Origin of the sequence: Ectothiorhodosinus mongolicus, from assembly GCF_022406875.1 — a bacterium.
Classification (GTDB): domain Bacteria; phylum Pseudomonadota; class Gammaproteobacteria; order Ectothiorhodospirales; family Ectothiorhodospiraceae; genus Ectothiorhodospira; species Ectothiorhodospira mongolica.
The window spans coordinates 1,792,894-1,808,832 of sequence record NZ_CP023018.1 but is presented as its reverse complement, the minus strand read 5'-3'; the positions used below and the strand labels follow the sequence as shown (position 1 = coordinate 1,808,832).

At 56.2% G+C, this 15,939-nt stretch carries 15 protein-coding genes; 9 read left to right on the top strand and 6 right to left on the bottom strand.

Features of this window, described 5'->3' with window-relative positions:
- Nucleotides 1-65: 65 nt before the first annotated feature.
- Complete coding sequence (locus tag CKX93_RS08855) at nucleotides 66-2,375, bottom strand: DNA translocase FtsK (RefSeq protein WP_234982750.1); 2,310 nt, start codon at nucleotides 2,373-2,375, stop codon at nucleotides 66-68.
- 125 nt (nucleotides 2,376-2,500) lie between these two features.
- Between CKX93_RS08855 and trxB the strand changes: the two genes are divergently transcribed.
- The 7 genes from trxB to CKX93_RS08820 all read left to right on the top strand — a co-directional run bounded on the left by trxB (nucleotide 2,501) and on the right by CKX93_RS08820 (nucleotide 8,882).
- On the top strand, nucleotides 2,501-3,451 hold the full coding sequence (trxB, locus tag CKX93_RS08850) for a thioredoxin-disulfide reductase (protein ID WP_076753944.1): 951 nt from the start codon (nucleotides 2,501-2,503) through the stop codon (nucleotides 3,449-3,451).
- Nucleotides 3,452-3,460: 9 nt separating this feature from the next.
- Nucleotides 3,461-4,612 (top strand): GNAT family N-acetyltransferase, encoded by a 1,152-nt coding sequence (locus CKX93_RS08845; RefSeq protein ID WP_200799793.1) that lies wholly within the window; start codon nucleotides 3,461-3,463, stop codon nucleotides 4,610-4,612.
- Nucleotides 4,609-5,271, top strand: coding sequence for a leucyl/phenylalanyl-tRNA--protein transferase (gene aat / locus CKX93_RS08840; protein WP_200799792.1), 663 nt, complete (start codon nucleotides 4,609-4,611; stop codon nucleotides 5,269-5,271). The genes CKX93_RS08845 and aat overlap by 4 nt, the downstream gene beginning before the upstream one ends.
- Nucleotides 5,272-5,395: 124 nt before the next feature.
- Complete coding sequence (locus CKX93_RS08835; RefSeq protein WP_076753942.1) at nucleotides 5,396-6,760, top strand: NAD(P)/FAD-dependent oxidoreductase; 1,365 nt, start codon at nucleotides 5,396-5,398, stop codon at nucleotides 6,758-6,760.
- A 28-nt stretch (nucleotides 6,761-6,788) separates the two neighbouring features.
- On the top strand, nucleotides 6,789-7,160 hold the full coding sequence (locus CKX93_RS08830; RefSeq protein ID WP_076753940.1) for a hypothetical protein: 372 nt from the start codon (nucleotides 6,789-6,791) through the stop codon (nucleotides 7,158-7,160).
- Between the two features lie 67 nt (nucleotides 7,161-7,227).
- Nucleotides 7,228-7,656 carry a secondary thiamine-phosphate synthase enzyme YjbQ gene (locus tag CKX93_RS08825; protein ID WP_076753938.1) on the top strand — a complete coding sequence of 143 codons (429 nt, stop codon included), beginning with the start codon at nucleotides 7,228-7,230 and terminating at the stop codon, nucleotides 7,654-7,656.
- Nucleotides 7,653-8,882 (top strand): RuBisCO large subunit C-terminal-like domain-containing protein, encoded by a 1,230-nt coding sequence (locus CKX93_RS08820; protein WP_076753936.1) that lies wholly within the window; start codon nucleotides 7,653-7,655, stop codon nucleotides 8,880-8,882. The genes CKX93_RS08825 and CKX93_RS08820 overlap by 4 nt, the downstream gene beginning before the upstream one ends.
- Before the next feature lie 56 nt (nucleotides 8,883-8,938).
- Here CKX93_RS08820 and CKX93_RS08815 read toward each other — a convergent pair whose 3' ends face one another.
- The 4 genes from CKX93_RS08815 to CKX93_RS08800 form a co-directional block, all read right to left on the bottom strand.
- Complete coding sequence (locus CKX93_RS08815; protein WP_076753934.1) at nucleotides 8,939-9,529, bottom strand: NnrU family protein; 591 nt, start codon at nucleotides 9,527-9,529, stop codon at nucleotides 8,939-8,941.
- 65 nt (nucleotides 9,530-9,594) lie between these two features.
- A complete protein-coding gene (locus CKX93_RS08810; RefSeq protein ID WP_076753932.1) occupies nucleotides 9,595-11,184 on the bottom strand; it encodes an inorganic phosphate transporter in 1,590 nt (529 codons plus the stop codon).
- A 147-nt stretch (nucleotides 11,185-11,331) separates the two neighbouring features.
- Nucleotides 11,332-12,132, bottom strand: a complete 801-nt coding sequence (locus CKX93_RS08805; RefSeq protein ID WP_076753930.1) for a BUD32 family EKC/KEOPS complex subunit — start codon at nucleotides 12,130-12,132, stop codon at nucleotides 11,332-11,334.
- An 89-nt stretch (nucleotides 12,133-12,221) separates the two neighbouring features.
- Complete coding sequence (locus tag CKX93_RS08800; RefSeq protein WP_200799791.1) at nucleotides 12,222-13,208, bottom strand: cytochrome-c peroxidase; 987 nt, start codon at nucleotides 13,206-13,208, stop codon at nucleotides 12,222-12,224.
- A 158-nt stretch (nucleotides 13,209-13,366) separates the two neighbouring features.
- Between CKX93_RS08800 and msrP the strand changes: the two genes are divergently transcribed.
- A complete protein-coding gene (gene msrP, locus CKX93_RS08795) occupies nucleotides 13,367-14,314 on the top strand; it encodes a protein-methionine-sulfoxide reductase catalytic subunit MsrP (RefSeq protein WP_076753926.1) in 948 nt (315 codons plus the stop codon).
- A gap of 30 nt (nucleotides 14,315-14,344) precedes the next feature.
- On the top strand, nucleotides 14,345-14,995 hold the full coding sequence (locus tag CKX93_RS08790; protein WP_076753924.1) for a protein-methionine-sulfoxide reductase heme-binding subunit MsrQ: 651 nt from the start codon (nucleotides 14,345-14,347) through the stop codon (nucleotides 14,993-14,995).
- Here the strand turns inward: CKX93_RS08790 and galU are convergent.
- Entirely contained in the window at nucleotides 14,959-15,846 is an 888-nt protein-coding gene (gene galU, locus CKX93_RS08785; protein ID WP_076753922.1) for a UTP--glucose-1-phosphate uridylyltransferase GalU, read from the bottom strand. The two genes, CKX93_RS08790 and galU, sit on opposite strands and share 37 nt — an antisense overlap.
- Between the last annotated feature and the right edge of the window lie 93 nt (nucleotides 15,847-15,939).

Sequence of the window (15,939 nt, the reverse complement as noted above, 5' to 3'; positions counted from 1 at the left end):
ATGAGACTTCTGCATGCGCTAGCAGTATCCACATTCATGTATGTCTGCCATGTGAGGTGGTCTTCTTAGTTCTGTGGTGCCGGCGCGAGGACTTCGCGATTGCCATTGGGCTGCAAGGCGCTCACCAAGCCGGCGTTCTCCATATCTTCAATCATACGCGCGGCCCGGTTATAGCCAATTTTCAGGCGCCGCTGCACATAAGAAATGGAGGCTTTACGAGACTCCAACACGATCGCCACCGCTTGGTCATAAAGCGGATCCGATTCCGCGCCGGAACCCACCGGCTCCAAACCCGGAATAAACGCCGCCCCCGACTCCGGCTCGGACAAGACATCCTCGACGAAGTTGGGCTGACCTTGGGCGCGTAAGTACTGCGCCACCTGATGCACTTCATGGTCGGCGACGAACGCGCCATGCAGACGCACCGGATGGCCGCTGCCCGGCGGCAGATAGAGCATGTCGCCGTGGCCTAAAAGCTGCTCTGCGCCCATCTGATCCAGAATCGTGCGCGAATCCACCCGCGATGAGACCTGAAAGGCCATGCGCGTGGGGATATTAGCTTTGATCAGACCGGTGATGACATCCACCGAGGGGCGTTGTGTGGCCAAGATCAAATGGATCCCGGCAGCACGGGCTTTTTGCGCTAATCGAGCGATGAGTTCTTCGACTTTCTTACCCACCACCATCATCATGTCGGCGAATTCATCAATAACAATAACGATATAGGGCATGGGCACCAGATCGGGCGCAGGGACATGCGCCTCGAATTCCCCGCCCACATTGTGGAAGGGATCTTTCAGCGGCTCGCCGCGCTGTTTGGCGTCTTCAATGGCGCGGTTGCAGCCGGCGATGTTGCGCACTCCCAAATGTGACATCAGACGATAGCGCCGCTCCATCTCGGCCACGCCCCAGCGCAGCGCATTGGCGGCTTCTTTCATGTCGGTCACCACCGGTGCCAACAGATGCGGTATGTCTTGATAAACCGACAACTCCAGCATCTTGGGATCGATGAGAATCATGCGCACCTCATCGGGCCGTGCTTTCAAAAGCATCGACAACAGCATCGCGTTAATGCCCACGGATTTACCCGAGCCAGTCGTGCCCGCCACCAACAGATGCGGCATGCGCGCCAAATCCGCCACCACGGGCAGGCCGCTGATGTCCTTACCCAACGCCAAGGTCAGCGGCGACTCGGCATCCGCGAAAATGGGTGCGCGCACGATTTCAGATAAACTGATCAAGGCGCGTTTTTGGTTGGGAATCTCCAGACCAACAGTGGACTTACCGGGAATCACCTCAACGATGCGCACGCTAGAAACAGAAAGCGCACGTGCCAAATCTTTGGACAGCGCCGATATGCGACTGACCTTCACGCCTGCCGCCGGCTGCAGCTCGAAACGGGTGATCACCGGTCCGGGATGATACGCCACCACCTGTACCTCGACCCCGAAGTCCCCAAGCTTTTCTTCAACCAGGCGCGCCATATCCTGGAGCGCATCGTTGGAAAATCCGCCCTTTTGGGGTTTGGGATCATCCAATAAATCCACCGGCGGCGGCTTATCGGGGTCGACCTTGCCGATATCAAACAAGGACATCTGATCCAGCTTCATCGGTTTGGGCATCGCCGGTGCTGGTGTGGCCACCACCGCGGCTAAGGGTTCTATGCGCGGCGTCGCTTGGGTGGTGCGCGGCGGCTCGATGGGCTGTTTTGCCGCCCTTTGAGGTTTGTTGTTAGCCTGTTTGGCGGCGCGGCGTTCTAAAACAAATTCCTGCAAGCGACGCACAGCGCCGATAGTCAAGCCAGCTAAAGCCAACAAAAGCCGCCCCAGCTGATCCGTCAGGCGAAGCCATGAGATGCCGGTGAACAGGGTCAGACCCCCTAGGAATACCGCCAGCAATAGGAGGCTACTGCCGACTAGATCTAGGACGGGCAGCATCGTCTGCGCCACCACCAAGCCGAGAATTCCGCCAGCCGTCACTGGCAAAACCTCACCGACAAAATGCATCGCCGCCAATCCACAGCCCGCGACCAGCGTCAACACCAAACCGGTCCAGCGCCAGGCCAGAAAGCCCCAGTCGAGCTGTCCCGTGTCGCTGCGGCCGCGGTAGATCCACCAACCACTAAAACCCACGGCAAATGGGGCTAGATAGGCGAGATAGCCAAACACATAAAAAAAGATGTCGGCGAAACACGCGCCTGCCCGGCCACCTAGGTTTTGCACCAGCAAATCAGAGCCGGTGCGGGACCAACCCGGATCATCGGGGCTGTAACTGATTAAGGCCAGGAACAGATAAACCGCGATCGCGGTAAGTACCAATAACGCCACTTCGCGCAGCCGTCTTTGCATCGGCCGAACGGCTGTGGTGGGCGCCATGCCTGAGCCGGCGGTTTTTTTACTGCGTTTTAAAGCTGCCAATGTTGCGCTCGTTAAGTGAAATCTATTGCAGATTTGGGTAGATTAACGTCCCTGCTGATTTTCATCCAATGGTGCACTGCTGCATGAACGATTCCAAACACTGCCGTTTACTGATTCTAGGTTCTGGACCCGCAGGATATACCGCTGCGGTTTATGCTGCACGTGCTAATCTCGCGCCGGTGCTGGTGACTGGTTTAGAACAAGGCGGTCAGCTGACCACCACCACCGATGTCGATAACTGGCCGGGCGCGGCGGATGGGGTTCAGGGTCCAGCGCTGATGGAAGAGATGAAACGTCATGCCGAACGCTTCGATACAGAGATTATTTTCGATCATATCCATACCGCCGAGCTGAGCGAGCGGCCTTTTAAGCTGATTGGTGATGCGGGGAGCTACACCTGCGATGCACTGATTATTGCCACGGGCGCATCAGCCATGTATCTAGGCCTGGATTCAGAGGAGGCCTTTAAAGGCCGCGGCGTTTCCGCTTGCGCGACCTGCGATGGATTTTTCTACCGCAATCAGCCGGTGGCGGTGATCGGGGGTGGCAACACCGCGGTTGAGGAGGCCTTGTACTTGGCCAACATCGCCTCGCATGTGACCTTGGTGCATCGCCGTGACAAGCTGCGCGCCGAGAAGATTTTGCAGGACAAGCTGTTCGAGAAAGAAAAAGAAGGCAAAGTGCGCATCGCTTGGAATCATGTGCTGGATGAGGTCTTGGGCGATGATTCCGGGGTGACGGGTATGCGCATCAAACACACCGACTCTGGCGCCACCGAAGACATCACCCTGCAGGGGGTGTTTATCGCCATTGGCCATCGCCCGAATACGGAAATCTTCGCCGACCAATTGGCAATGGATAATGGCTATATCAAGGTCAAAGGCGGCCTCACCGGCAATGCCACCGCAACCAGCATCACTGGCGTCTTTGCTGCCGGCGATGTCATGGATCAGGTGTATCGTCAGGCGGTAACCTCGGCGGGCGCCGGTTGTATGGCGGCCCTAGATGCGGAGAAGTATCTGGATGAATCATGAGGGCGAATAATGTCTGAGGGCCCAGTTCCCCTGGAACTTCAGCTTAGCGACCAACTGGATGCCGTTAGCGCCCAGGAATGGGATCGGCTTGGCGGCGACAAAAACCCCTTTTTAAGTCACGTTTTTCTCAGCGCTTTAGAGCGCCATGACTGCTTGGGCGCCAAGTTTGGCTGGTACCCCCGGCATCTTCTTCTGCGTGAACCCGATGGCACTTTGGTGGCCGCCCTGCCGCAATATGCCAAGACCAACAATTATGGTGAGTTCGTATTTGACTGGGCCTGGCAGCAGGCTTGGGAGCGCGCCGGGCTCAATTATTACCCCAAGCTGGTGTCGTCTATCCCCTACACTCCAGCCACTGGCCAGCGACTTTTGGTCCATCCAGAACGCGATGCGCGGGTCCTCAGACACACCTTAATCCAACAGGCGATCGAGCATGTCGGCAGCCGCTTCTCCGGCGTGCATTTCTTATTCACCGATGAGGCCGATACCGCGGCGATGCGTGAGGCCGGCTTGTCTCTGCGCATGGGCTGTCAGTACCACTGGCGCAATCAGGGCTATCGCGACTTCGAGGATTTTTTGGCAGGGTTCAGCTCGAAAAAACGCAAGAACGTCAAACGTGAACGCCGCCGCGTCACCGAACAAAACCTCGTTCTAAAACGCTTATACGGTGATGAAATCAGTGACGAACTGTGGCAGGTATTTCATGGGTTCTACATGGATACCTTTGAACGCAAATACGGCATCCCCACCCTTACCGAGGCTTTTTTTCGCGAGACCGGTCGCGCTTTGGGGCGGCAGGTATTGATGATTCTGGCGGAGGATCAGGGCGAACCGGTAGCTGCTGCTTTATGTTACGCCAGCCATGACACTTTGTATGGGCGCTATTGGGGAGCGCGGCGTGACTATGACGGCCTGCATTTTGAGGCCTGTTACTACCAAGGCATCGAATATTGCATCGAACAGGGCCTACAAAGCTTTGAGCCGGGCGCGCAAGGCGAACATAAGATCGCCCGCGGATTTCTACCGACTCCCACTTGGTCGGGCCATTGGGTTCAGGAACCGGGATTTCGTGCACCCATTCATGACTTCTGTCGTCGCGAAGAAGAAGCCATGCAAGCACAATGTGCGCAGTTGATGGAGTTATCACCGTTTCGTGAATGAAGCCGATTACTGTTTTGCCACCGGGCGAGCCGATGGCGGCTTTCCCGCCGGTCGCACAGGCCTTGGACTATCCCAATGGGCTGCTGGCCATGGGTGGGGATTTAAGTCCGCGGCGCCTGATGTATGCCTATCGCAAGGGGATTTTTCCCTGGTTTAGCGAGGATCAGCCCATTCTTTGGTGGTGTCCGGATCCGCGCGCCGTGATTGTGCCCCAAGAGTTGCACATCAGTCGCAGCTTAAACCGCATTCTCAAGCAGGAACGCTTTAGCGTCACCCACAATCGCAGTTTCGCTGAAGTGGTGGCCGGCTGTGCCGCGCCGCGCAGCGCCGATGATGGCACTTGGATAACGCCGGCGATGCAGCAGGCCTACCTCGAGTTACATGCGCAAGGCCATGCGCACTCTGTAGAAGTCTGGCGCGAGGGGTGTTTGGTTGGCGGCCTATACGGCGTAGCCGTGGATCAGGTGTTTTGTGCTGAATCGATGTTCAGTCGCGAGAGTAATGCGTCAAAAGTGGCTTTAGTGCACTTATGTCGCCATCTCATCGAGCGGCGCTTTGCGCTTATTGATTGCCAAATGCCCAATGAGCACCTGCTGCGCATGGGCGCCAAGACTTTATCGCGACAGAAATACCTCAAGATTTTGGGCGAATTTAATTGACTGTGCGCAAGCTGACGGCAAACCCAAACGTGCTGTGGTAGCAATACCTAATATACTTATTTCGAAACTGAAGCGGGCTTTAGATCCGATCGGTGACCTTATTTTTGCCAAGGAGAGAAACAGCATGCGCAAACCCAATTTGAAGCTTAATGGCGCGGTGCAGCGAGTTCTGGCGGAGAAAGATGTCTCGCGCCGAAACTTTCTGCGTATGGCTGGTGGCGGCGCTTTACTTGCTGGGGCTGGCACTTCTAGCTTGCTGTATGCCGGCCAGGCTCAAGCCAAAGTCAAAACCAATGCTCATGTGGTGATTGTTGGCGCTGGCGCTGCTGGCCTGTCCTGCGCCACGCGCTTATCCCGCGAGCTTGATGGCGCGAACATCACCATTATTGACCGCCGCCGCAATCATTATTACCAGCCCGGCCTCACTCTGGTGGCCACCGGTGTTTGGAATGTGGATCAAACCGTTGACCGCAATGAGCGCTACCTGCCCTCCAGTGTCAACTGGGTGCATGCCATGGTGCGCGAGTACGATCCGGACAATAACCGGGTAATCACCGATGCCGGTGAAGCCATCAGCTATGACTATTTGATGGTCACCACTGGCCTTCAGGTGAACCACAGTGCGGTCGAAGGGATGTCACCTGAGCTGATCGGCACGCGCGGTATTGGTTGTGTGTACGACCGTCCCGAATATGCTCAGCAGACTTGGACGGCGATTGACAAGTACACCCGCGAAGGCGGCCGTGCCTTGTTCACCCGGGCCCCGGGTGCGATGAAGTGCGCCGGTGCGCCGCTGAAGATGGCGATGCTCACCGAAAGCCGGATGAAAGAACGCGGCAATCGAGCCCGCGGCGAGTTCCATTACCTCACTCCCGGCACCTCGCTATTCGCTGTGGAGGCTACCAATGAGTGGCTGATCAATAACTTCGCCGAGCGCGATATCAGTCTTCACTGGGATCACCAATTGGTGGCCATCGATGCCGATGCTCGCCGCGCAACCTTCCAAACGCCGATTGGTCGGGAGACGTTGGATTATGACTTTATCCATGTGGTACCGCCCATGTCCGCACCTGACTCCCTGCGAGAAAGTCCGCTGGCCGCAGCAGAGGGCCCGGCTCGTGGCTGGCTGGAAGTCGACCGCTTCAGTCTGCAGCATGCGCGTTACGCCAATGTTTACGGCGCAGGTGATATCGTCGGTACACCCATCGGCAAAACCGCGGCCAGTGTTAAAGCCCAGGTACCCGTGGCTGTGACCAATATGGTGCAAAGCATTGCCGGTCGTGAACACACAGCCAGTTATGACGGTTACACCTCCTGCCCGCTGATCACCGGCTTGGGCAAAGCCATTTTGGTGGAGTTTGATTACAACCTCGACATGGTGCCCTCGTTCGACTTTATTAGTCCCTATGAAGAGCACTGGGTCCCCTGGGTGATGAAAGATCGTCTGCTGCTGGCTGCTTATCGCGCCATGCTGCGTGGCCGTATCTAATTCCCCTTAGCGATAAAGGAAACCTGTCATGGCGTTTTCACTCATTGGTTTGATCTCGGTGGTTCACGAGTTCTTTTTGAATTATCTCTACATCATTGTGCCGGTGATGGTAGTGGATATCGTGTTGCTGGCAATCTTTTTCACGCGCGCCATGAATAGCGATATCCAATTCAAGTTGCCGATTAAGGCGTCGATCATTTTCGGGGCATTGGTCTTCGTGGTGTCGGTCATCATCTTGCCCTACACGACCAAGTCCAGCTGGGCTATGCTCTCAGGAATTGATTACGCCATGCTAATCGGTTCTGGAATTGGCTTCGGTGTGTTGTACACCATTGCCGTCTTCCCTTTGATGTTGAACCTGTTTGGCGTGAGTAGCGGTTATCGTCGTTCGCATGCCTGATTGAGGCCAGTCTCGCCCCTGTCATGCAGCTGAGCATGGCAGGGGCTTTTTTTTGGGTGGGCTTTGCATGCACATCAGTCTTCACAGCATTGATTTATCCTCAGACGCACCGATCACGCTGATCGATGTCACAGCTTCGGTGCAGGCGCTGATTGACGCCGAAAGCATCCGCTCAGGCTTGGTCACGGTCATCTCCAAACACACAACTGCCAGCGTGTGTATCAATGAGCGCGAGCCCAAGTTGCAGCAAGACATGATCGATTATCTAACCGCCCGTGTGCCGCGCGAGGCCCCTTATCGACACAATGAAGACACGCTGGATGGGCGCGACAATGCCCACTCGCATTTGCTGGCGCTGTCGATGAATACCTCAGAAAACATCCCCATCGTCGATGGCAAGCTGTTACTCGGCACTTGGCAGTCGGTGTTTTTTGTTGAATTGGACGGCCCGCGTGCGGCTCGGCAATTGTCTGTGCAGATCATGGGGCAGGCATGAATCCGGAGGATCGCGCTGGATTTTTTGCCCGCACCCAGGACTTGAATCTGGATGATTATTTGTTGCTGGATTACCGTTTTGAATGCAGCGGTGATCCAGAATTGGCGGCAGCGCATTTATGTAGCGAGCAATCCACCGCGCAGTGGCAGCGCGTTGGGGTGGATGAAGATCTTCGTCCCCAGTTTGCGGCGAAAGTGCTTGAGCTGGAGGTGATCGCCACTCAGGACGAATACAGCTACCCCATCCCTTCCACCGGAAACGGTCGCATCAGTGTGTGTCAGGTGCGCATCGCCCATCCGCACGGCAACTTCGGACCCAGGCTGCCGAATTTACTCTCGGCGATTGTCGGCGAAGGGCCTTTTTTTACACCGGGCATCGGTCTGATTCGGCTCGAGGATATTCAGTTTCCGGAAACCTTCTTGCAGCATTTTCAGGGGCCGCAGTTTGGGATAGCAGGGATTCGCCGCGCCCTAGACGCTTATGATCGGCCGATTTTTTTTGGCGTGATTAAGCCGAATATTGGCCTACCGCCCGATGCCTTTGCCGATATTGCCCGCGAGGCATGGCTGGGCGGCTTAGATATCGCTAAGGATGATGAGATGTTGGCGGATCCGGATTGGTCACCCTTGGCCAAGCGGTGCGCATCGCTGGGTCAGGTCTGCCGAGAAGTGGCCGAACAGACCGGGCGACCCAAATGGTATTTGGCGAACATCACCGACGAAGTAGATCGCCTGTGTGATTTGCACGATGTCGCGGTTGAGTGCGGCGCTGGAGCCCTATTAGTCAATGCCCTGCCCGTCGGCCTCTCAGCCGTGCGCATGTTGCGTCGGCACGCGCAGGTACCGCTGATGGCGCATTTTCCCATGATCGCCAGCTTTGCGCGCTTGGCGCATTTCGGCATTCACTCACGGGTGCTGACGCGACTGCAGCGGCTGGCGGGTTATGACGTGGTGATTATGCCGGGCTTTGGGCCGCGCATGATGACGCCTGAACAGGAAGTGATGGATTGCGTGCGTGCTTGTTCCGAGCCCATGGGGCCGATCAAGCCTTGCTTGCCGGTGCCGGGTGGCAGTGATTCCGCTGCCACACTACCCGGTGTTTACGCCAAGATGGGCACGGTAGACTTCGGCTTTGTGCCGGGGCGTGGAGTGTTTGCACACCCAGACGGCCCGCACGCAGGCGCCGCAAGCTTGCTTCAAGCTTGGGCGCAGATACGCGGCGAATAATCCGTTGTTGCTGCTGTGCTGTATGGTTTTTGGGCCGACAGCGGTGGGCTAGGGTTTTAGCCCAAAGTGACGCCGCGGCCGATCAGCAGCATGTGCAGATAGAACGCAAACACCAAGTAAGCCGCGACACCGACCACGACCGTCAGCGCAGTCATGCCGCCCCTGCCCGGTGCGCGCACCACACCCTCGGCTTTATCGCGCTGACGTGCGGCACGAAACGACAGCACCGACCAGATAAGAAACGCACCGAAGAGAATGACATCGGCGCGCGTACCGTTGGCGAATAAGTGAGCGATCGCCCAGACCTTCACGGAAATCACCATCGGGTGTCCGAACATAGCCTTGATGTGGTTATTGGGGACGAAGGCAGCAGCCAGAATAATAAAGGCGACGAGCATAAACAGGGCAGCGACATGCGCGGTCCATGGCGGTGACATCCAGATGCGCTGCAGCCAGAACGGTTCCAGACGCGCTGTGCCATAGCCTTGGACAATGAGATACAAGCCCACCAGCGAGACGATCGAGGCGATGCCGATCCAGGCCTTATCACCGGCCTTATCGATCACGTTTTGACGCACACCCGGGGCGACAAAGCGCATCGAGTGCATTCCCAAGAACAGAATCAATCCGATAATCAACAGGCTCACGCTGTGCGCTCCTTTATTTCAGGCCATTTTTGCTGGCGCAGGATAGCATAAGCAGGCTGTTTAATTTAGATCAGCATGCCGCGAATCATAAAAAAGACCAACGCGGCGATCGCCGCTGACATGGGCACGGTGATGATCCATGCAGCGACGATGCGCAACACCATCGAGCGCTTTACCAACTGGCGACGGTAGACGGAGCGCAGGCTTTTACGCTCTTTCTTGGTGAACAACGCGTCATCGCGCCGTTTCTTGGCCTGGCGCTTGAGTTCGGCGAGCATGTCGCCCTTCTCGCGTATTGGCGCCTTCTGCCAGCGACGCATAAAGGCGTCTATCTCGGCCTGATTGCTGGCATGGTGGTGCTCTTCGATGTCACGCAGCTTGCGGTCATAGCTGCTTTTCAAGTATTCGCGGAGAAAACCCACACCAAATACCGCGCCAACGGTGACATGGGTGGTGCTCACCGGCAGGCCCAGCTGGGTGGCGATCAACACGGTGATCGTCGCGGCCATAGCGATGCAATAGGCGCGCATGCGGTCGATATCGGTGATCTCTGTACCCACGGTGCGGATAATTTTGGGGCCGTACAGCCATAGTCCCACCGATAAACCCAGGCCACCGATCACCAGCACCCATAGCGGGATCGGTGCGGAAACGGCAATCTCTGCCCCGCCGGAGCTGACCACCTCGACGATGGCCGCTAGCGGGCCGATGGCGTTGGCCACATCATTAGAACCATGCGCAAAACTCAGCATGGCCGCGGCGAAAACGAGAGGGATGGTGAATAGGCGGTTAACCCCGCGCTTGGAGTTCTCGATGCGGGAGCGCCGTTTTTGAATGAGCGGTTTGACCAGCAGGTAGGTGACAACAGCGGCGATTAGGCCCAAACCGTAGGCCTGTAAAGTGCTTATCTCGACGACTTTACTGAGGCCTTTGGTCACTAGGTAGGTGACGGTGGCAAAGGCCATGCCGCCGATCAATACCGGAACCCAGCGACAGGCCGCGCCAGTCAGGTCTTGTTGGTAAGTGATGCGACGTTTGATGAAGTACAGAAGCGCTGCGGCGATGGCGCCGCCCATCACCGGTGATATCAGCCAGCTGGCAGCAATACGTCCGAGCACATCCCAGTTGGCCACACCAAGGCCACTGGAGGCGACACCCGCCCCGAGCACCGCCCCAACGATGGAATGCGTGGTGGATACCGGCGCCCCTGAAGCGGTGGCGAGGTTAATCCAGAGCGCAGCGGCCAATAGCGCCGCCAGCATGACCCACATAAAAGTCTCTGGATCGGGGATGAGATCGGGGTTGATGATGCCGCTACGGATGGTGCTGGCCACGGAACCGCCGGCGATAATGGCCCCCGCTGCTTCGAAGACCGCCGCGATCAAGATCGCACCACCGAGCGTTATCGCCCCAGAGCCGACCGCGGGCCCGACATTATTGGCGACGTCATTGGCACCGATGTTCATGGCCATGTAGGCGCCGACCATGGCGGCCACGACCACAAAAATACTGCCTTCAATCCCCAGGGACTCGCCGCGCACCACGGTGAACATCATGATGCCCACCACAAACAGCAGCGCGGTACCGAACCGAATGACTTCCGTTGACTGCAGCTCAGCGCGGCGCTGCAGGACGTTTACATCTTTCTCTTCCACGAAGCCCCCAGACAGGATCTGTCACTGAGCGATATTTTAAACGAGAGCGTCATACGGCTGTAACAAAAAAGCCAAAAAAGACAAAAAAAGGGGACAGACCCCTTTTCTAAAAAGGGGTCTGTCCCCTTTTTTGTGTGGTATCCCCGACTAGTGTTTAGACATGACTTGTTGAGTGCCCACTATGACTTTTATGTCGTTGCCGGCAAAGTTTTGGGTCCAGCCGACAGCGATGGCGATGCGTTTTAACCATCGGTAGATCAATGCAAACTCTGAGTCGAGATGATGCTGTACTAGATTTCGGCGGTAGGTAGTGAGGTAATTTGTCGCAAGCGCTTGGCGTTCCTGCATCGCGCCCAAGGCGCCCTCGCCCACTAGTGAATAGACGCCAAGGAAAACATCCATGGCCTGACACAGGTTCAATGGCATGATCGCGGCTAAGTCTTCCTCCAAATCAAAGCGACAAAAATGTTCACCGTTCCAACTAATATTTCTGATTTGCGCCGCTCCATGCCAATAGCCCGCTTCATGAAAACGGACCTGATCGAGGGCCAATCGCTCGACCAGTTCATGTCGCTTCACCGCGTCCATCTGCCGCATTTGTGCATCTATGGGCGTGCCTGCATCGCTTAGAACTAGGGCTTTAGGATCAGAAATCAGTACTTCAGGAACAGACTCCCCGGCTTGTAACAAACTGCGTAATCGTTGGCCTTCAAAGGCCAGTCTTTGTTCCGGTGAGCGATTCAACGCTGTAAATGCCGGCCAATGTCCTAGAGCAATCTTCATGGCTAGCGCAGTAAACACACTGCGCAACGGCCCGTAGTGTTTGGCTCCCACCGGTTTCAGAAAATAACGCTTACCGCCTAAGATCACCGGTTGCACATCATCGCCCGGCCGCAACCGATGATGAATGTAGTGCACGCAATCTTCGATATTGGTGAAGGTATGCATTCGTCAGCGCCAAAAAAGGGGACAGACCCCTTTTTAAAAAAAGGGTACGACCCCAAAAGGGGTCGTACCCTAGGGTCGTACCCCATTTGTTACGGCAGCGCCGGGAAGCTGACGTCGGGCATGTCGCCGGTGAGGGCGTTGAGGAACGCGACGATGTCATTTACCGTGCGACGGTTAAGCTCACGACCCAACATCTGGCGGGCCATCAGCTGCGTGGCTTCTTCCAAAGAGTCCACAGCACCGTTGTTGAAGTAAGGATAGGTCACCGCGACGTTACGCAGCGTCGGGGTACGGAAGGCAAACATATCACCCTCATCACCCGTCACCAAGAAACGACCCTGGTCGGTGGAACCCGGCAGTTCGAAGCGATGGAAACGGCTGTCGGACAGGTTCACACCGCGATGACAGGCAATGCAGCCATTGGAGACGAAGGCCACCATGCCACGCTTTTGCGCTTCAGTCATCGCGTTGTCATCGCCTTGCAGGAAGCGATCGAACGGTGAGTTCGGTGTATTCAGCGTGCGCTGGAACGAAGCCAGTGCAAAGGCAACGTTCTCAGCCGTAATGGGATTGCGCTGTCCGGGATAGGCTGCGGCGAACTTTTCTTTATAGACGTCAAAGCCGGAAAGCACCGTCAGTGCGCTGTCCAGATCCATGGCCATTTCGATATCCGCCTCAATCGGACCCAAAGCCTGACCTTCTAAATCGGGTTCACGACCGTCCCAGAACTGTGAACCCAGGAAGCCGGAATTCAGCACAGTCGGCGTGTTACGCTCACCCACTTGGCCATCATGACCGGTGGCCCGCGGAATACGGTCCGACCACCCCAGAGCGGGGTTATGACAAGTGGCACAGCTAATCACACCACTGCCGGAGATACGCGGTTCGAAAAATAGCATCTTGCCCAGTTCAATTTTCTCTGGGGTCAACGAGTTATTGGCCGGGATCGGCGGCAGAGCCGGCAACGGTTCGAAATACGCACGGTAGCTCGCATAGTCATCTGCCGATGCGGTCGTTACTGCTGCCGCACTGGCGAGCACCATTGCTGGCAGGACGCCCCCTAGCATTCTTGCCATTTTTTTCATTGTGAGCTCCTTTAGCTTCACGGTGAGTAAGACTTGTTCTAAGCTGTTTTATTACTCGGCCTGTTGCTTTGCAACAGTATTTGCTGATTAGCTAACCTACTCATGAGTTGAGTCAAAAACCCCTTCGGCAAATAAGGGCATTTGAGGACATGGAGCGAAAAAATCTTCTCACACAGGCTTCAGCAAAGCGCGCCTCGCCAGAGCGCGTGATTAGCCGGCGTGACCTGATCAAAGGCTCTGCTGCCTTGGGTTTGGCAGGATTGATGCCCGGACTGATAAGCACCCCGGCTGCCGCGCGCCTGCTTTATGGACAGGCAATTGCCTCATGGACAGACGGTACGAATGAGGAGCCTACGGATCAGGCGCTGGCATCCAGCTATAACAACTTCTTCGAACTGGGCACGGGCAAATCAGACCCTAAAGACAATGCGCACTTTCTGCGCACCGAGCCTTGGTCGGTGCGGATCGAGGGCGAAATTGCCAAACCGGGACTTTATCCCCTCGAAGATCTATTGGCGGGCCGAACGCTGGAAGAACGCATTTATCGGCTACGCTGTGTGGAGACCTGGTCCAAGGTGATTCCCTGGGTGGGCTTTCCGCTGGCTGATTTAATCCGCCGGTTAGCACCGACCTCGCGGGCCAAGTACGTATTGTTTGAATCCATCATGGATCCGGACAACCTGCCGGGCCAGCGTCGTCCTGCCTTGGATTGGCCTTATCAGGAGGGGCTGCGTATCGATGAGGCCATGCATCCGCTGACGCTGATCGCCGTAGGCATGTATGGCGAGATGTTGCCGGCGCAAAATGGTGCCCCTTTGCGACTGGTCGTTCCCTGGAAATATGGCTTTAAAAGTATCAAGTCGATCGCGCGCATTCGCTTTCAGGAAACCCAACCGTTGAGCTCATGGGAGGCGAAACAGCCCCGGGAATATGGCTTTTACGCCAATGTGAATCCCGAGGTTCGCCATCCGCGCTGGCTACAAGCCACCGAGCGGCGTCTGGGTGAACGCGCGCGCATCGCCACACAAATGTTTAATGGCTATGGCGATCAAGTCGCGCATTTGTATGTCGGCATGGATCTGAGTATCCACTTCTGAGCATCATGGATCTGCGTAGCCTCTTCTAGAATGCCTGTCAAAGCCGCCAAGTCCACCATCCGCCTGCTTCGGCTAGCATTGTTTATCGGCATGAGCTTGCCGCTGCTTGGCTTGGCTTTGGCGTGGCATCAAGACCGCTTGGGCGTGATACCAGAAGAGGTAGTGCTGCACAGCTTGGGGCGCTGGGGGCTTTATGCACTGCTGGCGACGCTGGCGTTAGGCCCTCTGTTTCGCCTCACTCATCGGCTGGAGTTCATGATGATCCGACGGCAACTGGGGCTGTGGTCTTTCGTCTATATCACCGCTCATCTGTTGGCCTGGGCTTGGCTGGAGCTGCACTGGGTGTGGACCGTGGTGTGGCTCGAGCTTTCCCAACTGCTGCACTTGCAAATTGGTCTGTTCAGCTGGCTGTTATTGATTCCGCTGGTGATCACTTCCGTCCCGCTGTTGCAAAAGGCTTTGGGGATGCCGCGTTGGCGTTGGCTGCATCGTTTGTCTTATCTGTGTGCGGCCGGCGGCATCCTGCACTTCTTCCTACTGGCGCGAGGGTTTCGCGCTGAGCTATGGCTGACTCTGCTGGCGTTGGTATTACTGATTATTTTGCGCCTTCTCGATGCTAAATGGCTGAGTTATAAAGCCGAACTTCAGGTCAGACGCGAGCAGACACCATCACGTAAGTAGGCCCGAAAATCCTCCGCCAACTCGGGGTGTTTTAAGGCGAATTCAACGGTGGCCTGCAGATAGCCCAGCTTGCTACCACAATCAAAGCGCGTGCCTTCGAACCGATGCGCTAGCACCTGCTCTTCAGCGAGTAACGCCGAGATGGCGTCGGTCAGCTGAATCTCACCGCCAGCGCCGCGCGGGGTCTGATCAAGCAACTGAAAGATACGCGGCGTGAGGATATAACGACCCAGCACCGCCATATTTGATGGCGCATCTTCTGGCTTGGGCTTTTCGATAATGGATTTCACCGCCCATAGGCGCTCGCGAATTTCCTTGGGCGTGACGATGCCGTAGCTGCCAGTTTCTTGGCGCGGCACTTCTTCAACGCCCAGAACACTGCAGTTAAATTCATTGTAGATATCAACCATTTGCGCGATGGCATTCTTACCTTGGGTTTCCACCAAATCGTCGGCCAAAATCACCGCGAAAGGATCATCACCCACCACGGGGGCAGCGAGGTTCACGGCATGACCCAGGCCCAGCGCTTCAGCTTGGCGCAAGTAAATGCATGCCACATGGCTGGGCAGAATATTTTGTACGGTGGAGAGCATTTTGTGTTTGCCCCGCTCTTCCATTTCGGTTTCCAACTCGTAGGCTTTATCGAAGTGATCGGGGATGGAGCGTTTATTGCGACCAATAATAAAAATTAAGGTGTCAAAGCCGGCATCCACCGCCTCTTCCGCTGCGTATTGAATCAGCGGCTTATCGACAATCGGCAGCATTTCTTTGGGATTGGCTTTGGTTGCCGGCAGAAATCGGGTTCCCATGCCAGCAACGGGAAAGACGGCTTTGCGGAGTTTTTTCTTCATAAATCCACTAACACATGCATGGACTTAAAAGCATGGCCACCTGGGGAGGAAAAAACAAGGGGGCGAGCAATTGTCGCCCCCCATTGGGGCCGA